General features: G+C 52.0%; 24 protein-coding genes. 21 read left to right on the forward strand and 3 right to left on the reverse strand.

What is annotated here, in order from left to right; translation table 11 throughout:
- The first annotated feature begins 1 nt into the window (after nt 1).
- The 9 genes from KCG48_RS01885 to KCG48_RS01925 all read left to right on the forward strand — a co-directional run bounded on the left by KCG48_RS01885 (nt 2) and on the right by KCG48_RS01925 (nt 7,377).
- Nucleotides 2-1,096: an aminotransferase class V-fold PLP-dependent enzyme gene (locus KCG48_RS01885; RefSeq protein WP_211799602.1), complete on the forward strand. Its 1,095-nt coding sequence runs from the start codon at nt 2-4 to the stop codon at nt 1,094-1,096.
- A 10-nt stretch (nt 1,097-1,106) separates the two neighbouring features.
- Nucleotides 1,107-2,276, forward strand: coding sequence for a YhfX family PLP-dependent enzyme (locus tag KCG48_RS01890; RefSeq protein ID WP_211799603.1), 1,170 nt, complete (start codon nt 1,107-1,109; stop codon nt 2,274-2,276).
- Between the two features lie 16 nt (nt 2,277-2,292).
- Nucleotides 2,293-3,513, forward strand: a complete 1,221-nt coding sequence (locus KCG48_RS01895; RefSeq protein WP_211799604.1) for a phosphopentomutase — start codon at nt 2,293-2,295, stop codon at nt 3,511-3,513.
- 340 nt (nt 3,514-3,853) lie between these two features.
- Nucleotides 3,854-4,123 (forward strand): hypothetical protein, encoded by a 270-nt coding sequence (locus KCG48_RS01900; RefSeq protein ID WP_211799605.1) that lies wholly within the window; start codon nt 3,854-3,856, stop codon nt 4,121-4,123.
- Nucleotides 4,124-4,137: 14 nt separating this feature from the next.
- The gene (locus KCG48_RS01905; protein ID WP_211799606.1) at nt 4,138-5,181 is read left to right on the forward strand and encodes a type II TA system antitoxin MqsA family protein; all 1,044 of its coding nucleotides are present in this window, start codon (nt 4,138-4,140) and stop codon (nt 5,179-5,181) included.
- Between the two features lie 182 nt (nt 5,182-5,363).
- A complete protein-coding gene (locus KCG48_RS01910; RefSeq protein ID WP_211799607.1) occupies nt 5,364-5,690 on the forward strand; it encodes a PadR family transcriptional regulator in 327 nt (108 codons plus the stop codon).
- On the forward strand, nt 5,690-6,193 hold the full coding sequence (locus KCG48_RS01915) for a DUF2812 domain-containing protein (protein ID WP_211799608.1): 504 nt from the start codon (nt 5,690-5,692) through the stop codon (nt 6,191-6,193). Before KCG48_RS01910 ends, KCG48_RS01915 begins: the two co-directional genes overlap by 1 nt.
- A gap of 156 nt (nt 6,194-6,349) precedes the next feature.
- Nucleotides 6,350-6,691, forward strand: a complete 342-nt coding sequence (locus KCG48_RS01920; RefSeq protein WP_211799609.1) for a DUF1475 family protein — start codon at nt 6,350-6,352, stop codon at nt 6,689-6,691.
- A gap of 14 nt (nt 6,692-6,705) precedes the next feature.
- Nucleotides 6,706-7,377 carry a DUF3159 domain-containing protein gene (locus tag KCG48_RS01925; RefSeq protein WP_211799610.1) on the forward strand — a complete coding sequence of 224 codons (672 nt, stop codon included), beginning with the start codon at nt 6,706-6,708 and terminating at the stop codon, nt 7,375-7,377.
- Between the two features lie 128 nt (nt 7,378-7,505).
- Here the strand turns inward: KCG48_RS01925 and KCG48_RS01930 are convergent, their stop codons facing one another.
- The 3 genes from KCG48_RS01930 to KCG48_RS01940 are packed head-to-tail and all read right to left on the reverse strand — an operon-like array spanning nt 7,506 to nt 9,427.
- Nucleotides 7,506-8,207, reverse strand: coding sequence for a hypothetical protein (locus tag KCG48_RS01930; RefSeq protein ID WP_211799611.1), 702 nt, complete (start codon nt 8,205-8,207; stop codon nt 7,506-7,508).
- Entirely contained in the window at nt 8,197-9,084 is an 888-nt protein-coding gene (locus tag KCG48_RS01935) for an ImmA/IrrE family metallo-endopeptidase (RefSeq protein ID WP_211799612.1), read from the reverse strand. Before KCG48_RS01935 ends, KCG48_RS01930 begins: the two co-directional genes overlap by 11 nt.
- Nucleotides 9,062-9,427, reverse strand: coding sequence for a helix-turn-helix domain-containing protein (locus tag KCG48_RS01940; protein WP_211799613.1), 366 nt, complete (start codon nt 9,425-9,427; stop codon nt 9,062-9,064). The genes KCG48_RS01935 and KCG48_RS01940 overlap by 23 nt, the downstream gene beginning before the upstream one ends.
- A 355-nt stretch (nt 9,428-9,782) precedes the next feature.
- On the opposite strand from KCG48_RS01940, the gene KCG48_RS01945 reads away from it, so the two are divergent.
- From KCG48_RS01945 to yiaK, 12 genes are all read left to right on the forward strand, one after another.
- On the forward strand, nt 9,783-10,466 hold the full coding sequence (locus KCG48_RS01945; RefSeq protein ID WP_211799614.1) for a nuclease-related domain-containing protein: 684 nt from the start codon (nt 9,783-9,785) through the stop codon (nt 10,464-10,466).
- A 37-nt stretch (nt 10,467-10,503) separates the two neighbouring features.
- On the forward strand, nt 10,504-11,391 hold the full coding sequence (locus tag KCG48_RS01950; protein ID WP_211799615.1) for an ROK family protein: 888 nt from the start codon (nt 10,504-10,506) through the stop codon (nt 11,389-11,391).
- Nucleotides 11,392-11,540: 149 nt separating this feature from the next.
- Nucleotides 11,541-12,353, forward strand: a complete 813-nt coding sequence (locus tag KCG48_RS01955; RefSeq protein ID WP_211799616.1) for a sugar phosphate isomerase/epimerase family protein — start codon at nt 11,541-11,543, stop codon at nt 12,351-12,353.
- Nucleotides 12,354-12,370: 17 nt separating this feature from the next.
- The gene (locus tag KCG48_RS01960) at nt 12,371-13,336 is read left to right on the forward strand and encodes a Gfo/Idh/MocA family protein (RefSeq protein WP_230976957.1); all 966 of its coding nucleotides are present in this window, start codon (nt 12,371-12,373) and stop codon (nt 13,334-13,336) included.
- A 242-nt stretch (nt 13,337-13,578) separates the two neighbouring features.
- A complete protein-coding gene (locus tag KCG48_RS01965) occupies nt 13,579-14,592 on the forward strand; it encodes a LacI family DNA-binding transcriptional regulator (RefSeq protein WP_211799617.1) in 1,014 nt (337 codons plus the stop codon).
- A 57-nt stretch (nt 14,593-14,649) separates the two neighbouring features.
- Entirely contained in the window at nt 14,650-15,648 is a 999-nt protein-coding gene (locus tag KCG48_RS01970) for an ABC transporter substrate-binding protein (protein WP_211799618.1), read from the forward strand.
- Between the two features lie 116 nt (nt 15,649-15,764).
- A complete protein-coding gene (locus KCG48_RS01975) occupies nt 15,765-17,285 on the forward strand; it encodes a sugar ABC transporter ATP-binding protein (RefSeq protein WP_211799619.1) in 1,521 nt (506 codons plus the stop codon).
- Nucleotides 17,278-18,318, forward strand: a complete 1,041-nt coding sequence (locus KCG48_RS01980) for an ABC transporter permease (RefSeq protein ID WP_211799620.1) — start codon at nt 17,278-17,280, stop codon at nt 18,316-18,318. The genes KCG48_RS01975 and KCG48_RS01980 overlap by 8 nt, the downstream gene beginning before the upstream one ends.
- 56 nt (nt 18,319-18,374) lie before the next feature.
- The gene (locus tag KCG48_RS01985; protein WP_211799621.1) at nt 18,375-19,430 is read left to right on the forward strand and encodes a Gfo/Idh/MocA family protein; all 1,056 of its coding nucleotides are present in this window, start codon (nt 18,375-18,377) and stop codon (nt 19,428-19,430) included.
- 1 nt (nt 19,431) lies between these two features.
- Nucleotides 19,432-20,346 (forward strand): sugar phosphate isomerase/epimerase family protein, encoded by a 915-nt coding sequence (locus KCG48_RS01990; RefSeq protein WP_211799622.1) that lies wholly within the window; start codon nt 19,432-19,434, stop codon nt 20,344-20,346.
- 155 nt (nt 20,347-20,501) lie between these two features.
- A complete protein-coding gene (locus KCG48_RS01995; protein ID WP_230976958.1) occupies nt 20,502-21,296 on the forward strand; it encodes a glucosamine-6-phosphate deaminase in 795 nt (264 codons plus the stop codon).
- A 3-nt stretch (nt 21,297-21,299) separates the two neighbouring features.
- Nucleotides 21,300-22,310 (forward strand): 3-dehydro-L-gulonate 2-dehydrogenase, encoded by a 1,011-nt coding sequence (gene yiaK / locus KCG48_RS02000; RefSeq protein WP_211799623.1) that lies wholly within the window; start codon nt 21,300-21,302, stop codon nt 22,308-22,310.
- Nucleotides 22,311-22,320 lie beyond the last annotated feature (10 nt).

Genomic DNA, 22,320 nt, shown 5'->3' on the forward strand with positions numbered 1-22,320 from the left:
CATGGAAACCTATCCGTTGAAAAGTATAACCCTTGAAGAAGCACAAAGGCTTCAGTTCCGCATCGTGGATACGGTGACCCGTCACTTCTCTGGAAGAGAAATTCTGGGACTGGGGGATCTGGGTGTAGTTCCGGGGCTTAATAAGCCCACCTACACGCTGAAAGTCGAAGCGGTGCTGAAAGATCTCTTCCATGCAGAAGCTGCAGTACTCCTTCGAGGAGCCGGCACCGGCGCCCTCCGGGAGGGCATTCAGGCGGTGCTTCGCCCGGGAGAAAGGCTCCTGGTCCATGATGCGCCGGTCTATCCCACCACGCAAAACACCCTTCATCAGATGGGCGTGGAGCTGGTTCGAGCAGATTTCAACGATCCGGTGGCCCTTCGGGCTTGTATGAAGAAAGAAAAGCTCAACGCCGCCCTCATCCAGTACACCCGGCAAAAGCCCCAGGATAAGTATTCCCTGGGCGAAGTGGTGCAGATCATCCGGGAAGAGGCCGGGGATCTCCCCATCGTCACCGACGATAATTATGCCGTGTTTAAAGTGGCAAAAATTGGCTCCGAGCTGGGGGCAGACCTCAGCGCATTTTCCGCCTTTAAGCTTCTTGGACCCGAAGGGATTGGTGTTCTGGTGGGAAAGAAAGTCTATATCGATGAAGTCATCCGGAAAAACTATTCCGGCGGAAGCCAGGTCCAAGGCTTTGAAGCCATGGAGGTTCTCCGGGGAATGATTTATGCCCCCGTGATGATCGCCATTCAAAATGAGGTCATCCTGGAGACAAAACGGCGTCTGGACGCCGGGGAAGTGCCCGGGGTGAAGGCTGCGGTCATTGCCAATGCCCAATCCAAAGTGCTTCTGGTGGAATTTGAGAAAAATATTGCGGCGGATGTTTTAAAAGAAGCCGAAAAGCGGGGAGCAGCCCCCAACCCTGTGGGCGCGGAATCCAAGTATGAGGTGGTGCCCATGTTCTACCGTCTCTCCGGAACCTTCCGAGCAGAAGATCCGGAACTGGAAAACCGCATGATCCGCATTAACCCCATGCGCAGCGGTCCGGACACGATCATCCGGATCCTGAAGGAAAGCCTGGAAAATTTGAAATGAGGTGAAAGCCATGTTCTTAGAGAAAACACGACAAGAGAATGAAAAGCTCATCGCATGTGCTTTCGATCTCCATCAGCGGGGACTGATTTCCCCTGACACCTACATCCTCGACATGGATATGATCCGAAGAAATGGGGAAATGATGATGAAGGAAGCCCGGGAAACCGGGGTAAAGCTCTTCTTCATGACCAAGCAGTTTGGCCGAAACCCCCTCGTGGCCACCATGCTTCAGGATTTGGGATTCGATGGAGCTGTCGCTGTGGATTTTCGGGAAACCGAAACCTTGCGAAAAGCAGGTATCCAGCTGGGAAACGTAGGGCATATCGTCCAGATTCCCAAAGCGCAGATTCCCGCCATCCTAGAGGCGAAGCCTCATACCCTCACAGTCTATACCTTGGAGAAGATGAAGGAAATTGACGAAGCGGCCAAGGCTTTAGAACGGGTCCAGGACATCACCCTCCGCATCATCGGAAAAGAAGATTTCCTCTATCCGGGTCAATATGGCGGATTCACCTTAGAGGAACTCCCTCAGGTAGTGGAAACCGCCAAAAGTTTACCCCATGTACGAATCTCGGGGGTTACCTCCTTTCCCTGTTTCCTCTATTCGGAAATGTCCAAGAAAGTGGAAAGTACCCCTAACCTGAAGACGGTGCTGGAGGGAAAACGGCAGCTAGAGGAGTTGGGGCTCACCATCAAGGATGTGAACCTGCCTTCGGTGACCACCACCGCTACGCTGAAAGCCATCCGAAATGCCGGGGGGACCCATGGCGAACCGGGACACAGTCTCACGGGAACTACGCCCTATCACCGCCAGGCTAAGGGTGAAGAAAGCCCGGCCATGGTCTATGTCTCCGAGGTTTCTCACCAGCTGGAGGGGATGAGCTACGCCTATGGCGGCGGTTCCTATGCGAGGTCCCATGTGGCGAAGGCCTTGGTGGGGAAGAATTTGGAAGATTCCGTGATCACTGATGTAATACCACCCCGGGCCGATAATATTGACTACTATATCGCCTTGGAAGGAAATCATCATGTCTCCGATACGGTGGTCATGGCCTTTCGGACACAGATTTTTGTCACCCGAAGCCATGTGGCCGTAGTGGACGGAATTCAGCAAGGCACACCGAAGCTTCTGGGGATCTTTGATGCCCAGGGTAGAAAACTGGACGAACTGGCTATTTAGAAAGAAGGATGAAATTATGGGAAGATTTGTTGTTGTGGTGCTGGATGGATTTGGAATCGGAGAAATGCCCGATGTGGGCATGGTGAGACCGGAGGATGCCGGCTCCAACACCTGTCGTCATATCTTGCAGCAAAAACCGGATCTGTATCTTCCCCATCTGGAGAAGCTGGGTCTGATGAACGCTTTGGGGGAGGAAATCGGAAAGATGCGATTCAGTCCCAAGGCAAATTATGGCCGGGCAGAGCTCCTTCATTTTGGCGCGGACACCTTCTATGGTCATCAGGAAATTATGGGAACAAGACCCCGAATGCCGGAGAAGGCTCCCTTTAAAAGAGTTCTGCCCTTGGCTGAAGAGGCTCTCAAAAAGGCTGGATATGAGGTGGAACGCCTTCGAAAGGGTTCGGATGAAATTCTTTTTGTGGATCAGGCCGTGACGGTGGGGGACAACATCGAGACAGATCCTGGGCAAGCCTATAATGTGACCTCGGCCCTGGATGTGGTGGACTTTAAAAAGGTTGTGGCCATCGGGAAAATTGTGCGCAGTGTTTCTCGGGTTTCCCGGGTCATCACCTTTGGCGGTGAAGGGGTGACATCGGAGGATCTTCTTCAGGCCATCGAAGTCCGGGAAGAAGGGTATATGGGTGTCAACGCTCCTCGATCAGGGGTATACCGACAGGGTTACCAGTGTGTTCATCTGGGGTATGGGATCGATCCGGAAGTCCAGGCACCCACTATCCTAGGCAAAGCCGGGACAAAGGTCGTTCTCATCGGGAAAGTGCAGGACATCGTCTTTAATGATTATGGAAAGAGCATCCCCGGCGTAGACACCAAAGAAGTCCTCACCCGTACCATTGAAGAGCTGGATCAGCTAGACGAAGGGTTCATCTGCACCAATGTTCAGGAAACGGACCTCAGCGGTCACGCTGAAAGCGTGGATCGCTATGCGGAAATCCTGACCATTGCAGACCGGTACCTTGGAGAGCTCATGGAACACCTCCACGGCGATGATCTTCTCGTGGTCATGGCCGATCATGGTAATGATCCCACCAGCGGAAGTTCCCGGCATTCGCGGGAAAGAGTTCCGCTTTTGGTCTATCAAGAAGGTGTAGAGGGGCAAGTCATGGGCACCCGAAAGTCCTTATCCGATGTGGGGGCCACGGTGCTGGACTATTTCCAGGCTTCTGCTCCAGAAAATGGGGAGTCGTTCCTGGACTTTTATCGAAAACCAAAGAAATAATCTCTTAAATGCCACAGAGAGACCATGCAATTATTAAAAACTCACCTTTCAAAAATTGAAGGGTGAGTTTTTGATTGTGAAGAATAGTGATCGGTGATCACATATCATGTAAGCGTAGAAGTAGATTCTCAAAAGCATCATTGACAACTATCAATTGATAGTCAATACTGAATACGATGAGGTGTTTCATGAGTCATAGCTTTTAAGTACAGTAGAAGAGGTAAGTCAATTTCTGCAGGAACTTGGAGATATTCTCCTCGATAAAAAGTTCAACATCTTCACGGATTTAGACATCTTAATTAAGCAGGATCCAACTTCTCGGCAGGATCCGTACTCGACCATGAACACCATGTTGGAACTAGATTATGATCTCCATGACCTTCATCGCCAGTTGATTTCTTTACAGGTTTCTGATTATCTGGAGTCATTAAAGGATAATCTTAATCCATCATCACCACTTTATATGTTTGTATCAAAGAAATTCAGCAGTGGCAAGTCTACATCAAGATTAAAATTCGGGTTCTCAGCAAGAAGCAGGTGTTTTGCATTTCCTTCTATTTTGCGCGGTATCCCATCACGAATCCACGGCCATACGATTAGTTGGAAATGAAAGAAGAGGGGAATATGAAAAAGAATATTGATCATCAAACAAAAGAAATGATTTGCCCACTTTGTGAGAAAAAACACCTCATTATGGTTAGTGAGCGATGGACAGAAGCCCTGGTCAAAGGTGAAACTGTCGCGTATAAAGAACGGTATTACCGATGCGAGAATGCCCTTGAAGATGAAAATGAGTTTGTTTCGGGTGAACTACTCAATCTCAATTTGCTGCATGCACGAGATGCCTATCGGGAAATGAAAGGATTATTGACTTCGGAAGAGATCAAGCAAATCCGTAAAAAGTATGACCTTACTCAAACGGATTTAGCCCATCTCTTGGGGTGGGGAGAAATCACGGTGACTCGCTATGAGAGTAAGCTAATCCAAGATGAAACGTACGATTCAATATTGCGGTTGACGTGGGAAAATCCTTTGTTCGCTCTCCAGTCTTTGGAGAAACATAAGGGCAAGTTTACGTCAGATCGCTACAAGATGATTAGAGAGCAAATTTTACGGAAGCTGGAAAGCTCCGGCATGAGCTATTTGAAACTGCAGAATCTGGAGGCAAGATACAGTAGATTTTCGGAAACCAGTGATGCGAATGGATTTCAAACCCTAGACTTGTCGAAGCTTTCGGAGATTGTGGGGTATTACGCGCAAAGCATTGGAAATCTACACAAAGTCAAACTGATGAAGCTATTGTGGTATACCGATGTTCTCCATTATAAAAGACACGGTAAAGCTTTAACGGGACTGGTGTATCAGCACAAACCCTTTGGTGCGCTCCCCGTAGGCTATGATGAGCTGATCTATTTACCCACCGTGAAAGTACAAGAAGAGGTGATCAACTGGGAGCTTTGTTATCAAATCCTTCCGGCTAAAGCCCGTCAAAGGTTTCATTTTTCGAAAGAAGAAGAAGCTGTGCTTCAAGTTGTCTTGGAGAAGTTTAAGAACTTCAATACCCGCGAAATTGTGGAATACATGCATGAGGAAACAGCGTATCCATCCACAGCAGATAGTCAGATTATTCCTTTTTTCCATGGCGCAAATTTAAATGAACTGCACTAGCCTGTTGTTCAAGAAGCCATATGATAGAGCGCTCCATCTTCGGATGGGGCTCTTTTGCCTGGTGGTACCGATGCTCCAGGCACTCTATAGTGTCGCTGCAGATTAATTAGAGCTAGTTCTTGACAAATGTATCCATCATTGATACACTGAATTATATCAATGATGGATATAAGGAGGACGTAATGGCAAAGACAAGCCCCTATGAAACGGGGGAGCTCACAGACAGTATTTTTCTCATTCTATTGGCAACCATGGAACCCATCCATGGTTACAAAATCATGCAGAAGATCCAGGAAATGACCCAAGGAGCACAAAATATCGGTCCAGCCACCATGTACACCACCTTGCGGAAACTGAAGGAAGCAGCATGGATCGAAGAGCAGGCGGAGGAAGAGGCGAAAATTGTGTATCAGCTGACGCTGGAAGGTCGAAGGATATTGGAGAAGAACGTTGTGCAGCGAAGACAGCTGCTCAAACTGGCGGAAACCTACATGGGAGGGAAAAGATAATGGCAAAATATCGAGTATGCGGCGGACTCGCCATGACTCCAGAACGGGAAATGCGGCTCTTGCGAAAAATGAGTGGGAAGGGATGGCACGTCAAGGCCATGAAGGGAATCTGGTACCAGTTTGAAGAAGGGACACCCCAGGATCTGGAGTATGCGCTGAACCTGGAAAGCCGGGTAAACGCCGAGATGCTGTCCTTCTACAAGGCCAGCGGCTGGGAACCGGTCATCGTCCACGAGGGATATCAGATATTCCGGGCACAGGCAGGAACCACCCCCATCTTCAGCGATACGGAGTCAGAAGTGGATGTCATCACCCGAAGCCGAAGGCTCACGGGACGCTGGGCTGCAGTTTTCGGCATTCTTCTCCTCCTTTGGCTGGGGATCATGCAGGTACTGGACGCAATGTTGCTGGAACCTTTGATCCTGATCCTCTTCTTTGTTCCCTTTGTCTTCACCTTCCTCCCATATTTGGGGTATACCCGAACCCTTCGGAAACTGAAGTAGGAGAAAAATAGACCCATCATAAAGGATGAATCGTTCTGAACAACACAGAATGTCATAAAAACCCCACAAAAATCACTTTTCGTGATTAAATGAAATTAAAGGTCGGGAAAGTAGACACTTTCCCGAAAGATTGAAAGAAGAAAAGGGGAAGAAAAGATGAAAACCGCGAAACTTTTTTCTGCACTGGGACTTCTGGCCATGACGGCCGTTCTGATTTATGGGTTTACCATTGGAAATTTTTCCGCTGATGGGGCCAAAATCCTGGCCAATCCCTGGGGGATTGTCTCTTTAGTGGACCTCTATGTGGGCTTTACCCTCTTTAGCCTTTGGATTGCCTACCGGGAAGAGAATAAGCTGGTCGCCGCACTTTGGATTATTGCCATGATGATTCTGGGCTTCTTTGCCGGAAGCCTGTATGTGCTCCTGCATCTTGTGTTTTCTAAAGGAGACATGGCCCGCTTCTTCATGGGAAAGCAACACAGAGAAAAAGGACGTTGAGGGAGGGGACAATCATGGCGGGAAAAACACAGGAAGTTCGGGAAGAACTGAAACTGGTCCTCTCCGGAAAAACCAAAGACGCCCTATGGCCCCCTCTGGTCTATGCCATTTTGCAGAGCCGAATGGGGATCCTGCCTGCGGCCTTGGCCGCCATGGCAGGGAGCCTGGCAACGGCGGTGTACCGCAGGATGAAAGGGGAGAAAACCCTCTATGCCTTCACGGGCTTTCTGGGGATCGCCCTGGCATCGGGCCTGGCCTACTATAACCAGAATGCCTCCAACTTCTACCTTCCCGGCATCGTCAGCGGAGGGGTCATCACAGTCGTCTCGCTGTTTTCGCTCCTCCTCGGAAAGCCCCTGGCCGCCTGGACCAGTCACCTGACCCGGGGATGGCCCACCAGCTGGTACTGGCGAAAGGATGTTAAACCCGCCTACACCAACGTGACCATCAGCTGGACAGTACTTTTTGCCGTTCGGCTATCCCTGCAGCTCTACTTCTATCTTCGAAATGATGTGGCGAACCTCACCGTGGTGAATACCATCCTGGGACTACCCGCCACCATTGGGGTGCTGGTTCTCAGCTATCTCTACGGCATCTGGAAGCTGAAAGTCCTGGGAGGACCCAGTGTGAGGGAGCATGTGGAAAATCTTCCGAAGCCCTGGACGGGACAGACCCGGGGGTTTTAGGAATGTAAATCTGGAGTTATGACTCCTACTCCTTCAAAAAAATATCCCTTGAGAAGCACTTGCAACAGCTGCTCTCAAGGGATATTTCTATTCATGAACATAGTGTAGAACAAGCAGAAAAGACACTGCTAGTCAAAGTAAGAGGAATAGATTCGATCCATGGCCTGATAAAAATCATTCCAAGGGAGGTTCTCTTTCTTCTCATATTCCGTGAGATGGTATCGGTATTTGTACAAGAATTTCATATTTTCTTTCTGAACTTCACCCTGGTGGAACAGATAATACATCAGCTCATACATCCTGATCGCTTGAATGTTATCCAATCCTGTAGCCCACTCTTTAGATTTTTCTATCAGCTGTAAGGCATTAGAGTCGTGAGCTGCAAAGTAGAGCAGACCTTTCACTGCGAGATAACAAAGGGTTTTAACCTCGCCTCGATCATCCGCATTATCCAAGAATGAGTTATACAAAGTTCTTGGGGAAATTCTTTCTTCAATGGTATTTCGCAAAGCCATTTCAGATGGACTTAACTCCGTATCGCGATGAATGATCAGTTCTGAAGGTATATTCTCATGCTTCATTCGAATATAGTTTTTCGATGGACCAGGGATAATCTCGTCCCAAACGGACTCATAAACGGCTAATGAAGAAAAGGATCTGAAAATCGGATCGAGCCAAATTTCTTGAAATGTCGAAAAGAGAAAATCATTTTTTCGTCGAACAGTACGATCGGGTTTGATCAAAAAGTTTGCATCTAAAGTGATCACTTGATGTGGATTTCTTATGATACTGATCAACGCTGGATTCGGCATCGAGAGATTAACCTTCATCCATATCCTCCTGACGAGGGAAATACATCGGATCGTCCAAATCTTCATCCTCAACAATAATTTCATAACCAAAATCGGAGGGAGTACGATTAAAAAGTTGAAGAGTCTCTGCAAAAGTATCTTCACTGATGAGGTGGTCTTCGAAATTGCGAATGATGTATTCAATCCCTTGAGGGGATGTTCCAACCTCTTCGGTTCTTCTATTCAGCTTGCGAAATGTTTCTGCATTAATAGCCAAGCCGATTTTTCCATATTCACTCTGGAGGTCTCGTTCACTAAGTTCATACAGCTCTTCATACTGTGATTCAGTGATGGCATCAATTTCATGGAGTCTCCTTACCAGTGAACGGTAGGGTAACCACCATGTGCATTGTAAACGGGCAATGAACCGCTGAATTGTCTTAATGGAGATCAACTTAAGAGAAGCATCTCGGAACTCAGCCTGAATGATCTCTCTCAGTTGAGACTCAGGGAGCAGAAACTCTGCAGCGAAACGATTGGCTTTCGATTCAATCAGATTATACTCGTCATCTTCCATATCGAGTCGACTTAGATGTGTTCCTGTCTTGGTGAAGTAATGATAGAGCTCATGGGCTATGGCGAAAATCTGCTTGTCAAAGTAATCTGCTGTATTCACACCCACAAAAACAAGTTCCTTTCCCTCTTCACATAAATATAAAAGCACTGCAGAAAATGCAGGACGATCACTCACCGATGAAATAGGATATTGAAGTAAGTGGATGTTCAAGTTTTCGAGAATCGTGAACAGATCATTGGCGATGGGGGCTTCGTTCATAAATCCTAAAATGCGTCGCTGATCTTGTGCTAACTTGCAGATTTCTTCAATTTGACCATTAGTCAGCTTTATTGGTTTCATTTTCGTAAGAGCTCCTTATAAAAATTTGCTGTCGAAGAGAAAGCATCATCTTGAACAGTCGATCGACGCCTTCTTTCTCAGCTTCATTTAATGCCTCGCTCCGCAATGCAACGAATGTATTCGTTCGTTCTTTTTCGACTAACAGATCAGACAAATCAAAGTTCAACACCTGACTCAACGATTCCAGCTGGGGCATGGAGGGAATAAAGTCCTCTCGTTCAATTCGGCTGATCATTATTCGGTTTATTCCAGTTTTTTCGCCTAGACTTTCTTGAGTGAATCCTTTTTCCGTGCGCAGCTGTTTTACGAACTCCGCCAGCTTTTGTGTTGATAATACTTTCATTTGTACCCCTCTTTCCTCCGTGATGCATTTCACCCTTGTGATAATTATATTAACATTAATAAGATCTAATTTAAAGATAATCGATAAAATGTTATTTTAAATTTCATTCCCGGGTAGTGAACTACTTGTCTTGAGGAATAATGAGCTTGCAGGAACTTGATGAAATGTAACTGAGAGTATCAGCAAAATCACTCGACCAACATGTTCTCCCCTAATTAACTAGGCTAGACTGATCTAAAAATCGCTATGATTACCAAGATCAGACAGAATGATTTTCCACTTCTCATCACACTTTGGTACAATGGGAGAGGATCAAGCGATCCCATAGAAAACCAGGTCAAAGAAGGAGTTCATCATGGCGAAAACCGTACATAAAATCAATCATCTGAAGACCGCAGTCTGGCGCAATCGAGTATACGCAGGACTGGTGTTCCTGCCCATGCTCTATCACGGGGCAGCAGTTTTTCTCAGTCTGCCCCTGGCGGTGTTCTTTCTCCGGCGAGCACGGATCCTCGAGGGGGGAGCAAGGGGCGAAGACGAGACCGGGCGGGTCCTGAAAAAGCTTCCGGACGGGTATACCATCCTGGGCGATCTGACGGTGAAAACCCAAGGCCGGGAAGCCCAGCTGGATCATGTGGTAGTGGGCCCTGCCGGGGTCTTCATCATTGAAACTAAGAACATGAAGGGAAGAATCAGCGGCAAAGATGGGGACCAGGAGATCACCCAGGAAAAGCGCAATGAACGGGGACAGCTTATCATCGTTCGTTCCTATAACCCTATCAAACAAGTTTCCACCCATGTGCGCCGGGTGGAGGAGATTCTCCAGGAGGCCAAGCTTCGTATTCCCGTAAAAGGCGCCGTATTCTTCACCCATCCCCAGGCCGATGTTCAGATCGCCACCCGGACCATTCCCGTGTTCACCCTGAAACGAGATCAGGGGGAGGGACTGCTTCGTTATCTGCAGAATCCCGGGAAGGGAAGACTGCTTAGTCATGAAGAATGCCAGCGAGTGGTGAAAACCATACGGAAATCCGCATAGCAGCTGTTACTTATTTTGTAGGCGAGGAGGAGAATCCATGCGAATACTCACGGCCGATGTAGGCGGAACCATGATTAAAGTTGCCCTGGTGGACACCGGGGGGAGAATCGTTAATTTTCAGGAGGTACCCACAGAGGGCAAGCTGGGCGGAGAGCACGTCATGGCAAAGCTCATCCGGGTGTTGGAAGAGTACTCCGGTTATGATGCTTTAGCCATCAGCACGGCCGGACAGGTGGATGGGGCCACGGGCTCCATTGTCTTCATGAATGACAACATTCCCGGGTATACGGGTATGGCGGTGAAAAAGATCCTGGAAGAACGCTTTGCCGTAGAAGTTAGGGTGGAAAACGACGTGAACTGCGCCGCCCTTGGCGAAAGCGCCTTCGGGGCAGGACAAGATGCCCAGGTGATGCTCATGCTGACTTACGGGACAGGTGTTGGCGGCGCCATGGTCTTTTCCGGCAAACTCTTTGCCGGCGCGGAAGGCCTCGGTGGGGAGTTCGGACACATGATCCTCCATCCCGAGGGGGAACGATGCAGCTGTGGCAAGGTGGGATGCTATGAAGCCTATGCCTCCACCTCGGCGCTGCTTCGTGGAGCTCAGAGAATAGATCCCACCATCACCAGCGGAAAAGACTTCTTTTTGAAGGTGGAAAAAGGGGATCCGCATCTTCTCCTCGTCCTGGATTCGTGGGCGGAAGAGGTATCCACGGGCTTGGTGTCCCTCATCCATATCTTCAATCCCGACACCCTGATCCTGGGCGGAGGAATCTTGGAGCAGCCCAAAGCCCACGGCGCCATTCTGGAGAAAGTCCGGGAGAAAATCCTCCCCAGTTTTTCCCGGGTGAAGATCCTCCCCGCGAAGCTGGGAAATCAGGCAGGACTTCTAGGGGCCGCTGCCCTCTATCCGGAATTTCTGAAGTAACAGGCACACCGCTTCTTCTCGAGCGGTGTGTTTTCACGGTAGAAAGCCATTCGTAGAAAAATGTTGCGTGAAATTTCCTGAATATTGCGCGTATACCGTTTGTTCCCTATAATGAAGTTATCGAAATCGTTATCGGAAAGGAGCAGGTTATGGATCGTATTGTCGCCGTCAATTCGAATACTTATCACGGCTATTCCCTGGAGAATGCCCTGACGGGCATTGCCGACGCAGGTTTTCACCATGTGGAGCTCACCGCCACCAAGGGATGGACAGAGCACGTTTTCCCCTCCATGAGTCTTCGGGAGCTTTGGGCCATTAAGGATGATCTCCTGGAGAACGGACTGCAGCCATTTTCACTCAGCGGACACACAAACCTCATGGACAAGGACCGCATCGCGGACTTCATCGCCAACATCCGCCTGGCCGCCTTCTTTGGCTGCACCTACATCATCTCCTCCATCGGCGAAGCTCATCTGGAAGACAAGGCGGAAGCCTCCGACGAGGAAGTGGCCAAGCAGATCCGGGATCTCCTTCCCTATCTGGAGGAATACGGCCTGACGCTGGGACTGGAGAACCATGGAAAGCACGCCACGGGCAAACACCTGAAACACATTGTGGATCTGGTGGACTCCCCCTTGGTGATGATCAACTATGACACGGCCAATGCCGTGTTCTACGGCCATGTGGATGTGGAGGAAGACCTGGCTGCCTGCATCGAGAAAGTCGGACACATCCACCTGAAGGACAAAGGGGGAGAGTGGAATGAATGGAACTTTCCCGCCATCGGGAAGGGCACCCTGAATTTCAAGCGGATCTTTCAGCTTCTTAACGAGGCGAAAAACGCCTGCCCCGTGAGCATTGAGATTGAGTTTACCCAAGCCGGGCCCCAGGATCTGGCGGAGGTCCATGAGGCGGTTCGGGATTCGGCGGAAGCCCTGAAGGCCCTGGGGCTGAAACTGTGAGCCGGGATGCTGCGATCTTGAAGATCGCCATTGTGGGAGTTGGAGGCATGGGACAGGTCCATGCAGCCAACTACACCAAGATCGCCGGCTGCCAGGTGGTGGCCACGGTGAACAATTCGGAAGCCGGCATGGCGAAAGCCAAGGAGATGAACCTGCCCAGCTACAGCACGCTTTCGGAGCTGGTGGCCCAGGTGGAAGTGGATGTGGTGGATATCTGCACCCCCACCTTCAAGCATAAGGAACTGGTCCTGGAGGCTCTGGAACTGGAAAAGCACGTCATCGTGGAAAAGCCCATGGCTCTTCATGAGGCAGATGCCCGGGAAATGTTTGCCAAAGCCCGGGAAAAGGGTAGGCTTCTCTTTGTGGCCCAGGTGCTCCAGTTCACCAAAGAAGTGGAGATTCTCCGAACCCTGGTTCGGGAGAACACCCTGGGAAAACCTTTGGACGGGTATTTTGAACGACTGGCCGGGCGGCCGGAGTGGAGCCAGGGAGGCTGGCTCTTTGACAAGGAAAAAAGCGGTGTGCTGCCCTTTGACCTCCATGTCCACGATCTGGATATTATCGTCAGTCTCTTCGGGGAGCCCATGGAGGTGTCCTATACCTTCAGTAAAGGGGAGAAGAGTGACATGGCGGAGCAGTATCGCTTTGTCTATCTTTATCCCGACAAGACCATGGCGGCGGAAGCTGCCTGGTACAATGCGGACTTTCCCTTCACCGCCCGCTGGCGGGTCTACTTTGAAGAAGGACTTCTGGTTCAGGATGGGCAAAACCTTACGCTCTACCAGAAAGGCAAAGAGCCGATGGTCTACGACACTACAGAAGAGATCCTCGTCTCCACAGGAATCAATCTTCCCCCCACGGGCATGTTCCATCGGGAACTATCCCATTTCCTCCACTGCATCCGGGAGGGTATTCCCTCACCGGTAGTTTTGGAGGAGCAAATCCTCACCACCATCAAGCTTTTGGAACGGATCACCTTCTAGAAAGCCGCCCATCATAAGCCTGGACAATCATGTAAAGAGGTTGTCCAGGTTTTTTAGTTGTTTGATCAAAGAAAAATCGTTTTCAGGGGTTGACTTCCCCAAAGAGTCGCGGTAGACTTGAAATGTAATCAATTACATTTCAGAAAATTGGAGTTTCCGGAATCGTTGAAAAGATGTCTACGCTGACGGGAACAATATTTTGAGGTAAAATGTAATCCATTACATTTTTAGGAGGTGAGGACATGGCGACCATATCCGATGTGGCCCGGGAGGCGCAAGTCTCCGTGGCGACGGTATCCCGAGTGCTCAACAAGCAGGATTCTGTGAAGAAGGCGACGGCGGACCGCGTATACGCGGCCATCGAGAAGCTCAAATTCGAGCCCAATATTCTCGCGCGAAATTTTCGGCGCAGTGAAAGTCGGGTGATCCTCATCATTGCCCCCAACATTACCAACCCTTATTACTCCCATATCCTCACGGGCATTGGCGACACCGCCAATGAACTGGGGTACAGCGCCCTCATCTTCAACACCGCCAACTCCGAGGAACGGGAGAAGGAAGGTATGGAGATGCTGAAAAAGAGAAGGGCGGATGGCGCCATACTTTTGGCCCGAAATCAGGGAAGCCAGTGGCTGGAAGAGTATGCGGAAAACTACCCCGTGGTCCAGTGCTCCGAGTACGACCCCGATGTTCCTTTTCCCCATGTCTCCATCGACAACTATAAAGCCGTCCGGGAAGTTATGGCTTATCTCTTTGCCCTGGGGCATGAACGCATCGCCACCATCAGTTCCAAGAACCGTTATATTTCCACGGACCTTCGCATGAAAGCCTACAAGGATGCCTTAGGGGAAGAGGGGCTTCCCGTGGAGGAGAACCTGGTGGCCTATGCTGGCCTCGATTACTCCTTCCGCAGCGGAAAAGAAGCCGCGGAAAAACTACTCGCCCAGGAGAATCGGCCCACGGCCATCTTCTGCATCTCCGATACCATCGCCCTCGGCGCCATTGCCGCCGCCATGGAAAAGGGCATTCGGGTGCCGGAGGATCTGACGGTCATCGGCTTTGACGACGTGGAAGACACCATGATGTTCCACCCCTACATCACCACCGTGGGGCAGCCCTGCTACGAGCTGGGGAAGAATGCCATGCGGATGCTCTACGACCGGATTAACGGACAGCTGGATCCCCAGCATGAAATGGTGCTGAAGCACAAGTTCATCATTCGGGAATCTGCAGGAAGACGCAAACAGGACGATTAACCGCCAAATCTTAAGGCGGATGATCATAGGAAAGATCAAAATTAGGAGGATGTTCACATGAAGAAACTCGTTGGTATTGTTCTGGCACTTTCATTGCTGCTCACTCCTTTACTCTCGGCCTGCGGCACCAAGACTCCTGTAGAGACTCCGGCAGAAACCCCGTCGGAAACTCCCGCAGAGACTCCTACAGAAAAAGAAAAATTCAAGATCGGCATCCTGGCTCCCGCCGTCACCCATGGCTGGGTAGCAGCTGTGGCCTATCATGCGGAGAACCGCGCCAAGGAACTCTCCGATAAAGTAGAATACCAGATCCAGACCTCCACCAATGCGGAAGAAATGACCGCACAGCTGGATGACCTCCTCACCTGGGGAGCAGAAGCCATCGTGGCCTTCCCCCAATGGGAAGGAATGGAAGTGCCGATTCAGGCAGCCATCGACAAGGGTGTTACCGTCGTAAACTTTGACATCGCCATCGATGCCAAGGGCGTATACCGTGTATCTGGCGACAATGAAGACATGGGCGTACAGGGTGCCAACTACATCGTCGAAAAGATTGGCAAGACCGGCACCGTCGTCATGCTCGAAGTGCCCACCTCCGGCTCCGTCTCTGAGCTTCGCAAGAAGGGCTTTGTGGACACTATGGCCAAGATTGCTCCGGACATGGTCATCAAGACCTATGCCACCAAGTTCACCCGCGAAGACGGACTGAAGGACTTTGCCGACATTCTCACCAGCAATGCCAAGATCGACGCCGTGTACTCCATGGATGATGAAACCTCCATCGGCGTACTCCAGGCCATCAAGGAAGCCGGCAGAACCGACATCAAGGTGGTCACCGGTGGCGGCGGAATGCAGGAATACTTCAAGATGATGCCTGAAAACAAGGACATCTGGATCCAGTCCGCACTGTACAGCCCCGCCATGGTGAAGGATGCCGTCAATATGGCTCTGGACATTCTGGAAGGCAAGAAAGTAGACGAAGTGGTCATCATCCCCACAACCATCGTGGATCGGGACAATGCCAAGGACTATCTGGACGAGAAGAGCCCCTACTAGGATCGTTAGGAATAACCCAAAAATCAAAGAGGTTATGGCTCGCCATAACCTCTTCCTTTCAAACAAGATCAGACGAACCTCATCAGGACGAAATCTACGGACAAGGAAGTGAAGCCATGAACGTTGAACTTAGGGGCATCCATAAAGCCTTTGGCAGCAACCAGGTGCTCAAGGACGTATCCCTGTCCCTCCAGGGCGGAGAGGTATGCGCCCTCCTGGGGGAAAATGGCGCGGGAAAATCCACCCTCATGAATATCTTGGGGGGAGTTTTGCCCAAGGACCAGGGGAAAATCCTCCTGGACGGCCAAGAGCGGGAATTTGAAAGCCCCTCGGCTTCCCTGGAGGCCGGCATTGCCTTCATCCATCAGGAGCTGAACCTCATCAATGATCTGCCCATCTACGAGAACATGTTCCTGGGACGGGAACTGAAGAAAAAATCCGGGCTGTTGGATCTGGAGGAGATGGAGCGTCAGACCGCCGCTGTCTTCACCAAGATGGGGGTCTCCCTGAACCCCCGGACCATGGTCCGGGACCTGGATGCCTCCTACAAGCAGATTGTGGAAATTTCCCGGGCCATGATGATGAATGCGTCCATAATCATCATGGACGAGCCCACCACCTCCCTGACGGATCCCGAAATCCAGCGGGTCTTCGAGATGATGAAGACCATGAAGAGTCACGGGGTGGGCATCATCTTTATCTCCCACAAGCTGGGCGAGGTCATGACCATCTGCGACCGCTATGCGGTACTCCGGGACGGAGCTAAAGTGGCGGAAGGGGAGGTGAAGGACGTGGATACGGATCTCCTGGCGAAGCTCATGGTGGGCCATGACGTCCGGACTGAATCTCTCCAGCGGGAAGGGGAAAAGGGGGAGGAAGTGCTCCGGCTGGAAAATCTCACCCGGGAACCTCATTTCCGAAACATCAGCCTAAGTGTCCATCGGGGAGAGATCCTCGGGGTCACAGGCCTTTTGGGCGACGGACGCAGTGAGCTCTTCCTCACGGTCTTTGGAGCAGAAAAACCCGCTGCAGGAAAGATCATCCTGGAGGGCAAGGAAATCCAGCTTCCGGGAACGCCCCATGCCCTGAAGAGCGGCATCGGCTATCTTCCCCGAAACCGAAAAGAGAACGGCATCATTAAAGATATGGATATTTTCGAGAACGCCTCCATCGTCACCTGGCCGAAGTTTGCCCGCAGAGGCTTCATCGACCGGACAGTCCAGGCAGAGAAGTTTGCGAGCCAGGTGAAAAAGTTGAACATCCGCATGGGGAAGAAGACGGACCCCATCCTCAGCCTCTCCGGGGGCAATCAGCAGAAGGTGGTCCTGGCCAAATGGCTCACGGCAAACCCCAAGGTCCTGATTCTGGACAATCCCACCCAGGGGGTGGATGTGGGCGCCAAGGAAGACATCTACGATATCATCCTGAAGCTGGCGGAAGAAAATATCGCCGTGGTGGTCCTCTCCAGTGAGGCCCAGGAAATCATCCGGGTCTGCAGCCGGGCTCTGGTCATGTACCATGGAGCCATCCAGGGCGAGGTATCCGGTCCCACCATGAATGAACACGACATCATGAAGCTGGCCACGGGCGGTCGGCTGAATATTGCGCAAAAAGGAGAGAATGGAATCCATGGATAAGCAAACGAAGCAAAAAACAGGCCTTCTCCCGTGGTTCACCCGGAAATGGTCTGCCGATCCTCTGTTCAGTACCGGGGTGGCCCTGATCCTCATGGTCATCCTCCAGACCCTGACCCTGGGTTTCGATTTTGATTCCTTCGGCAGCTGGTTTCTCACCTGGACCAACAACTGGATCAATATCCTCCGCAATAATGCGGGCATCGGCATCATTGCCTTAGGCATGACCCTGGTCATCATCTCCGGCGGAATCGACCTGGCCGTGGGCTCCACCCTTGTGGCCACGGGAGCGGTGCTCATGATGCTCCTGGACACGGGAGCTAAGGGGATCCTCCTGGGCTTTGGCATCACCGGCATTCCCGCCTTTCTGCTGGCCATCCTCCTCAGCATGGTTCTGGGCGTCATTTTGGGAAGCCTCATTGGTCTATTGGTGACCAAAGGGCGAACCCCGCCCTTCATCGCCAGCCTCGGCGCCATGAAGATCTACCGCTCCGTCACCCAGCACTTCATGCAGGGGTATAACCCCACGGTGCCCAAGGATTTCCTGCAGATTTCCAGTTTCCGCATTGGAAACTACATGCTCATGCCCATCCTCTACTGGATCGCCATCGCCGTGATCCTCTACATCGTCTCCAAAAGGACCACCTTCGGCCGTCAGGTCATCGCCGTGGGCTCCAACGAGCGAGCAGCAAAGCTTTCCGGCGTTCCCGTGGCCAAAGTAAAGCTCAAGGTCTATGCCCTCATGGGTCTTCTGGTCTCCGTGGCCTCCATCATCCAAGTCTCCCGCATCGGCTCCATGGACTTTGCCAATGCCGGAAGCGGCAATGAGATGGATGCCATCGCCGCCGCGGTGGTGGGAGGAACCAGCATGAGCGGCGGAAAGGGCGTCATCATCGGTACGGTCTTTGGCATGCTCATCATCGCCGTCATGAATAATCTGCTGAACCTCTTCGGAGTTCCGCCTTTCCTTCGGGAAGCCTTCAAGGGCCTCATCGTGGTGGCCGCAGTGCTTCTGCAGCGAAAGGAAAAGATCTAGAGTCATTGGAGAATCTTGGGGAAGAGAAGCTTTCCCAAAGTAACAGGAGGTGTCCTATGAAACCCATACGCGTAGCCTTCATCGGCTGCGGAAAAATCGCTCAAGTGCGCCATATCCCGGAATTTGCCGCCCATGACGGGGCAGAGATTGCCGGGTACTATAACCGGACCCCGGAGCGGGCAAAGGATATGGCAAAAAAATACGGCGGAGCAGTCTACAGCTCCGTGGAAGAACTCCTGGCCGATGACGGGGTGGACGCCGTGGTCATCAGTGTGGCCAACCGGCTCCATGCCGCCTACACCCTCGCCGCCCTTTCCGCAGGAAAACATGTGCTTTGCGAAAAGCCCATGGCCCTGACCCTAAAGGACTGCAGGGCCATGGTGGAAAAAGCCAAAGAAACGGGCAAGCATCTTCTCATCGGCCATAATCAGCGGCTCACCCCAGCCCACCGAAAGGCCCGGGCGCTGGTGGAAGAAGGGGCCATCGGAAAAGTCCTTTCTTTTCGCACCACCTTTGGCCATGGGGGCCCGGAAGGGTGGAGCATCCGTCCCGGAAAAGACACCTGGTTCTTTGATCCGGAAAATGCCGGCATGGGCGTCATGGCGGATCTGGGGATCCATAAAACCGATCTCCTGCAGTATCTCACAGGGGAAACGGTGACGGAAGTCACCGCCCAGCTCCATACCCTGGACAAGACGGGACCGGAAGGAGATCTCATTGCAGTGGATGACAATGCCTTCTGCATCTACCGCCTCTCTGGAGGCGCCGTGGGCACCCTCACTGTGAGCTGGACTTTCTACGGCCCCGAAGACAACAGTACCATCCTCTATGGTACAGAAGGGATGATTCGGATCTACGATGATCCCCAGGTATCCCTCCGGCTTCAGAAAAAGAGTGGGGAAGTGGTGGATTATCCCTTGGAAACCATCCAGACCAATGAAAACCAGACGGCTTCCGGCGTAGCCGAGGCCTTTCTCCAGGAAATCTCCTCAGGCGAGCCTTCGGTGCTGAACGCCGAGGAAGCCCTCAGCGCCATGGCGGCGGTCTTCACCGCCCTGGAATCTTCCCGTCAGGGAAAGACGCTCCCCATTATCACTCTTGGAGGTGTATAGGATGAAGTTAGGATTTGTCAGTGCCATTTTAGCAGATTATTCCTTTGAAGCTATGATCGATACCGCCGCCCGTCTGGGATTCTCCTGTGTGGAGGTGGCCTGCTGGCCCCAAGGAAAGGCCGAGCGCCGCTACGCCGGCGTCAGCCACATCGATGTGGAGAACCTCACAGAGGAACGGGCCCAGGAGATTTTGCGCTATGTAGAGGCGCGAAACATCACCATATCCTCCCTGGCCTATTACCCCAATCCCATGGACGGGAACCTGGAAGCCCGGGAAGCTACCCTTCGGCATCTTCGAAAGGTCATCGACGCCAGTCAACTTCTGGGGGTGAACCTGGTCACCACCTTCATTGGCCGGGATCAGCATAAGACCGTGGAAGAAAACCTGGATCTTCTGGAGACTCTCTGGCCGCCCATCCTTTCCCATGCGGAAGAGAAAGGAGTGCGCATTGCCATCGAAAACTGCCCCATGCTCTTTGGTCCCGATCAGTGGCCCGGGGGACAGAACCTCTTTACCACGCCAAAGATCTGGCGGGAAGTCTTTCGCCGGCTCCCCAGCAAGGCCCTGGGGATCAACTTCGATCCCAGCCACTTTGTCTGGCAGCAGATGGACTACCTTCTGCCCCTCAAAGAGTTCAAGGACAAGATCTTCCATGTCCACTTCAAGGACATTAAACTTTACCCCGAGAAGCTTCAGGAGGTGGGCGTCATGGCCTATCCTCTGGAGTACATGAGCCCGAAGCTGCCGGGTCTGGGGGATGTGGACTGGGGCGCCTATGTGTCCACCCTCAATGAGATTGGGTTCCGGGGCTTCGCCTGCATTGAAGTCGAGGACCGGGATTTTGAGGATACCCCAGAGCGGGTTCTGGACTCCCTGATCCTCTCCAAGCGCTATTTGGAGCAATTCGTGATTTAATGGACAAATTCCGAGGATAATTCCCTCTAAGCACCGGATTTTCCCCAAGGAAGCCGGTGCTTGTATTTTTGGACGATTGACAGGGCACTTGTCGATGATTATGATGAAAGAGAGTGTTGAAAACGTATTGCCATTGAAGTATACATCAAGTATACTTGAAGAAAAAGGAGGGGATGATCCTGCAGTTCACCATGGACCAGCTCACGGTCAAAATCCTGGATAATCGCCAGGAACTGGGCATTCAGGCCGCTAAAGAAGCCGCGGCGTTTCTTCGGAAAAAAGGGGAAACCCAGTCGGTGATCCGCGTGGTTTTTGCCGCAGCCCCTTCCCAGCGGGAGTTTTTGAAAACCCTGCGGGAGGATCCCTCGATTCCCTGGACGAAAATCCAGGCTTTCCATATGGACGAGTACCTGGGGCTTCCCTTTGGGCATCCCCAGTCCTTCGGCGCCTATCTCACAGAAGAGATTTTTCGCCACGTCCCCTTGGGCGGGGTTCATCTTTTCCGGGGAGATGACGATCCCCAAGCAGAAGGAGCGCGGTATGCCAAGCTTCTGCAGGAAGCCCCCTTGGATGCCGTTTTCCTCGGCATCGGGGAAAATGGCCATCTGGCCTTTAACGATCCGCCTGTGGCGGATTTTGCCGATCCCCAGGCGGTGAAGATCATCACCTTGGAAGAAACCAGCCGGCATCAGCAGGTCCACGACGGCTGTTTTGCCGCCCTGGAGGATGTGCCCAAAGAAGCCTTGACCTTGACGATCCCCATCCTCCTCTCGGCGGAGCGGCTCTTTGTCATGGTTCCTGGGCCCACCAAGGCGAAGGCCGTGGAGCGGACCCTTTTCGGTCCCGTGGCCACAATCTGCCCGGCCAGCATCCTTCGGACCTGTCCCCAGGCCACCCTGTACCTGGATCCTGAATCTTCGGCCCTGGGCCAAAACCGCATAAAGGAGTAGTTTATGAGAATTCCCTATGATGAGATGAAAACCACAATCAAGGCCGCCATGCTAAAGGCAGGCCTCACGGAAGACCAGGCGGAAGCCGTATCTTCCGTCCATGCGGAGTCTTCCCTGGAAGGGGTTTACTCCCATGGCCTCAACCGGGTTCCCCGGTTTATCCAGTACGTCAAGGACGGCTGGGTAAATGTGGAGGGTAAGCCGGAGCTTCTGAAAGGGAAGGGCGTCATGGAGAACTATGACGGAAACCTGGGCATCGGGATCCTCAATGCCAAGTTTTCCATGAACCGCGCCATGGAGCTGGCCAAGGTCCATGGCATCGGCATTGTAGCCCTTCGAAACACCACCCACTGGATGCGAGGCGGCACGTATGCCTGGGATGCGGTGAAGGAAGGCTTCATCGGCCTATGCTGGACGAATACCGAATCCTGCATGCCCGCCTGGGGCGGAACCAACACCAGCGTGGGAAATAACCCCCTGTGCCTGGGCATTCCCCATGAGAATAGCCCGGTGGTGCTGGACATGGCCATGTCCCAGTTCTCCTACGGCAAGCTGGAGGTCACCCGATTGAAAGGGGATCAGCTTCCCGTGCCCGGCGGCTACGATGAAGAAGGGAATCTCACCACGGATCCCGGCAGCATCGAGATCACCCGGCGAATCCTCCCCACGGGCTACTGGAAGGGTTCCGGCCTCACTGTCGCTCTGGACCTCATTGCGGCCATTTTATCTGCCGGCCGCTCCACCAGCATGATCGATGAGCTGAACCTGGGCAGCTGCGGAGGCTGCAGCCAGATTTTCATCGCCATCGACCCCTTGGTCTTTGCCACGGAGGAAGAGATGGAGACGATTGTGGCCAGCACCAAGGCCCAGCTTCGAAACTCTACCCCGGTGGTGGAAGGACGCACCGTCCGCTATCCTGGGGAAGGTACCCTAAACACCCGCAAGCAAAATCTGTCGGAGGGCATTCCCGTGGACGAGTCCGTCTGGAACACGGTGAAAGGCCTGGCCCAATAAGCGTCAAAAG

The sequence above is a fragment of the Proteiniclasticum sediminis genome (assembly GCF_018128025.1).
Taxonomy (GTDB): Bacteria; Bacillota; Clostridia; order Clostridiales; family Clostridiaceae; genus Proteiniclasticum; species Proteiniclasticum sediminis.

Coding starts and splice junctions, on each gene's coding strand:
- KCG48_RS01985 (WP_211799621.1), top strand. CDS start 18,375: ATGAAACCCATACGCGTAGCCTTCATCGGCTGCGGAAAAATCGCTCAA.
- yiaK (WP_211799623.1), top strand. CDS start 21,300: ATGAGAATTCCCTATGATGAGATGAAAACCACAATCAAGGCCGCCATG.
- KCG48_RS01920 (WP_211799609.1), top strand. CDS start 6,350: ATGAAAACCGCGAAACTTTTTTCTGCACTGGGACTTCTGGCCATGACG.
- KCG48_RS01990 (WP_211799622.1), top strand. CDS start 19,432: ATGAAGTTAGGATTTGTCAGTGCCATTTTAGCAGATTATTCCTTTGAA.
- KCG48_RS01945 (WP_211799614.1), top strand. CDS start 9,783: ATGGCGAAAACCGTACATAAAATCAATCATCTGAAGACCGCAGTCTGG.
- KCG48_RS01970 (WP_211799618.1), top strand. CDS start 14,650: ATGAAGAAACTCGTTGGTATTGTTCTGGCACTTTCATTGCTGCTCACT.
- KCG48_RS01910 (WP_211799607.1), top strand. CDS start 5,364: ATGGCAAAGACAAGCCCCTATGAAACGGGGGAGCTCACAGACAGTATT.
- KCG48_RS01895 (WP_211799604.1), top strand. CDS start 2,293: ATGGGAAGATTTGTTGTTGTGGTGCTGGATGGATTTGGAATCGGAGAA.
- KCG48_RS01950 (WP_211799615.1), top strand. CDS start 10,504: ATGCGAATACTCACGGCCGATGTAGGCGGAACCATGATTAAAGTTGCC.
- KCG48_RS01935 (WP_211799612.1), bottom strand. CDS start 9,084: ATGAAACCAATAAAGCTGACTAATGGTCAAATTGAAGAAATCTGCAAG.
- KCG48_RS01940 (WP_211799613.1), bottom strand. CDS start 9,427: ATGAAAGTATTATCAACACAAAAGCTGGCGGAGTTCGTAAAACAGCTG.
- KCG48_RS01930 (WP_211799611.1), bottom strand. CDS start 8,207: ATGAAGGTTAATCTCTCGATGCCGAATCCAGCGTTGATCAGTATCATA.
- KCG48_RS01915 (WP_211799608.1), top strand. CDS start 5,690: ATGGCAAAATATCGAGTATGCGGCGGACTCGCCATGACTCCAGAACGG.
- KCG48_RS01975 (WP_211799619.1), top strand. CDS start 15,765: ATGAACGTTGAACTTAGGGGCATCCATAAAGCCTTTGGCAGCAACCAG.
- KCG48_RS01900 (WP_211799605.1), top strand. CDS start 3,854: ATGAACACCATGTTGGAACTAGATTATGATCTCCATGACCTTCATCGC.
- KCG48_RS01885 (WP_211799602.1), top strand. CDS start 2: ATGGAAACCTATCCGTTGAAAAGTATAACCCTTGAAGAAGCACAAAGG.
- KCG48_RS01980 (WP_211799620.1), top strand. CDS start 17,278: ATGGATAAGCAAACGAAGCAAAAAACAGGCCTTCTCCCGTGGTTCACC.
- KCG48_RS01905 (WP_211799606.1), top strand. CDS start 4,138: ATGAAAAAGAATATTGATCATCAAACAAAAGAAATGATTTGCCCACTT.
- KCG48_RS01890 (WP_211799603.1), top strand. CDS start 1,107: ATGTTCTTAGAGAAAACACGACAAGAGAATGAAAAGCTCATCGCATGT.
- KCG48_RS01925 (WP_211799610.1), top strand. CDS start 6,706: ATGGCGGGAAAAACACAGGAAGTTCGGGAAGAACTGAAACTGGTCCTC.
- KCG48_RS01955 (WP_211799616.1), top strand. CDS start 11,541: ATGGATCGTATTGTCGCCGTCAATTCGAATACTTATCACGGCTATTCC.
- KCG48_RS01965 (WP_211799617.1), top strand. CDS start 13,579: ATGGCGACCATATCCGATGTGGCCCGGGAGGCGCAAGTCTCCGTGGCG.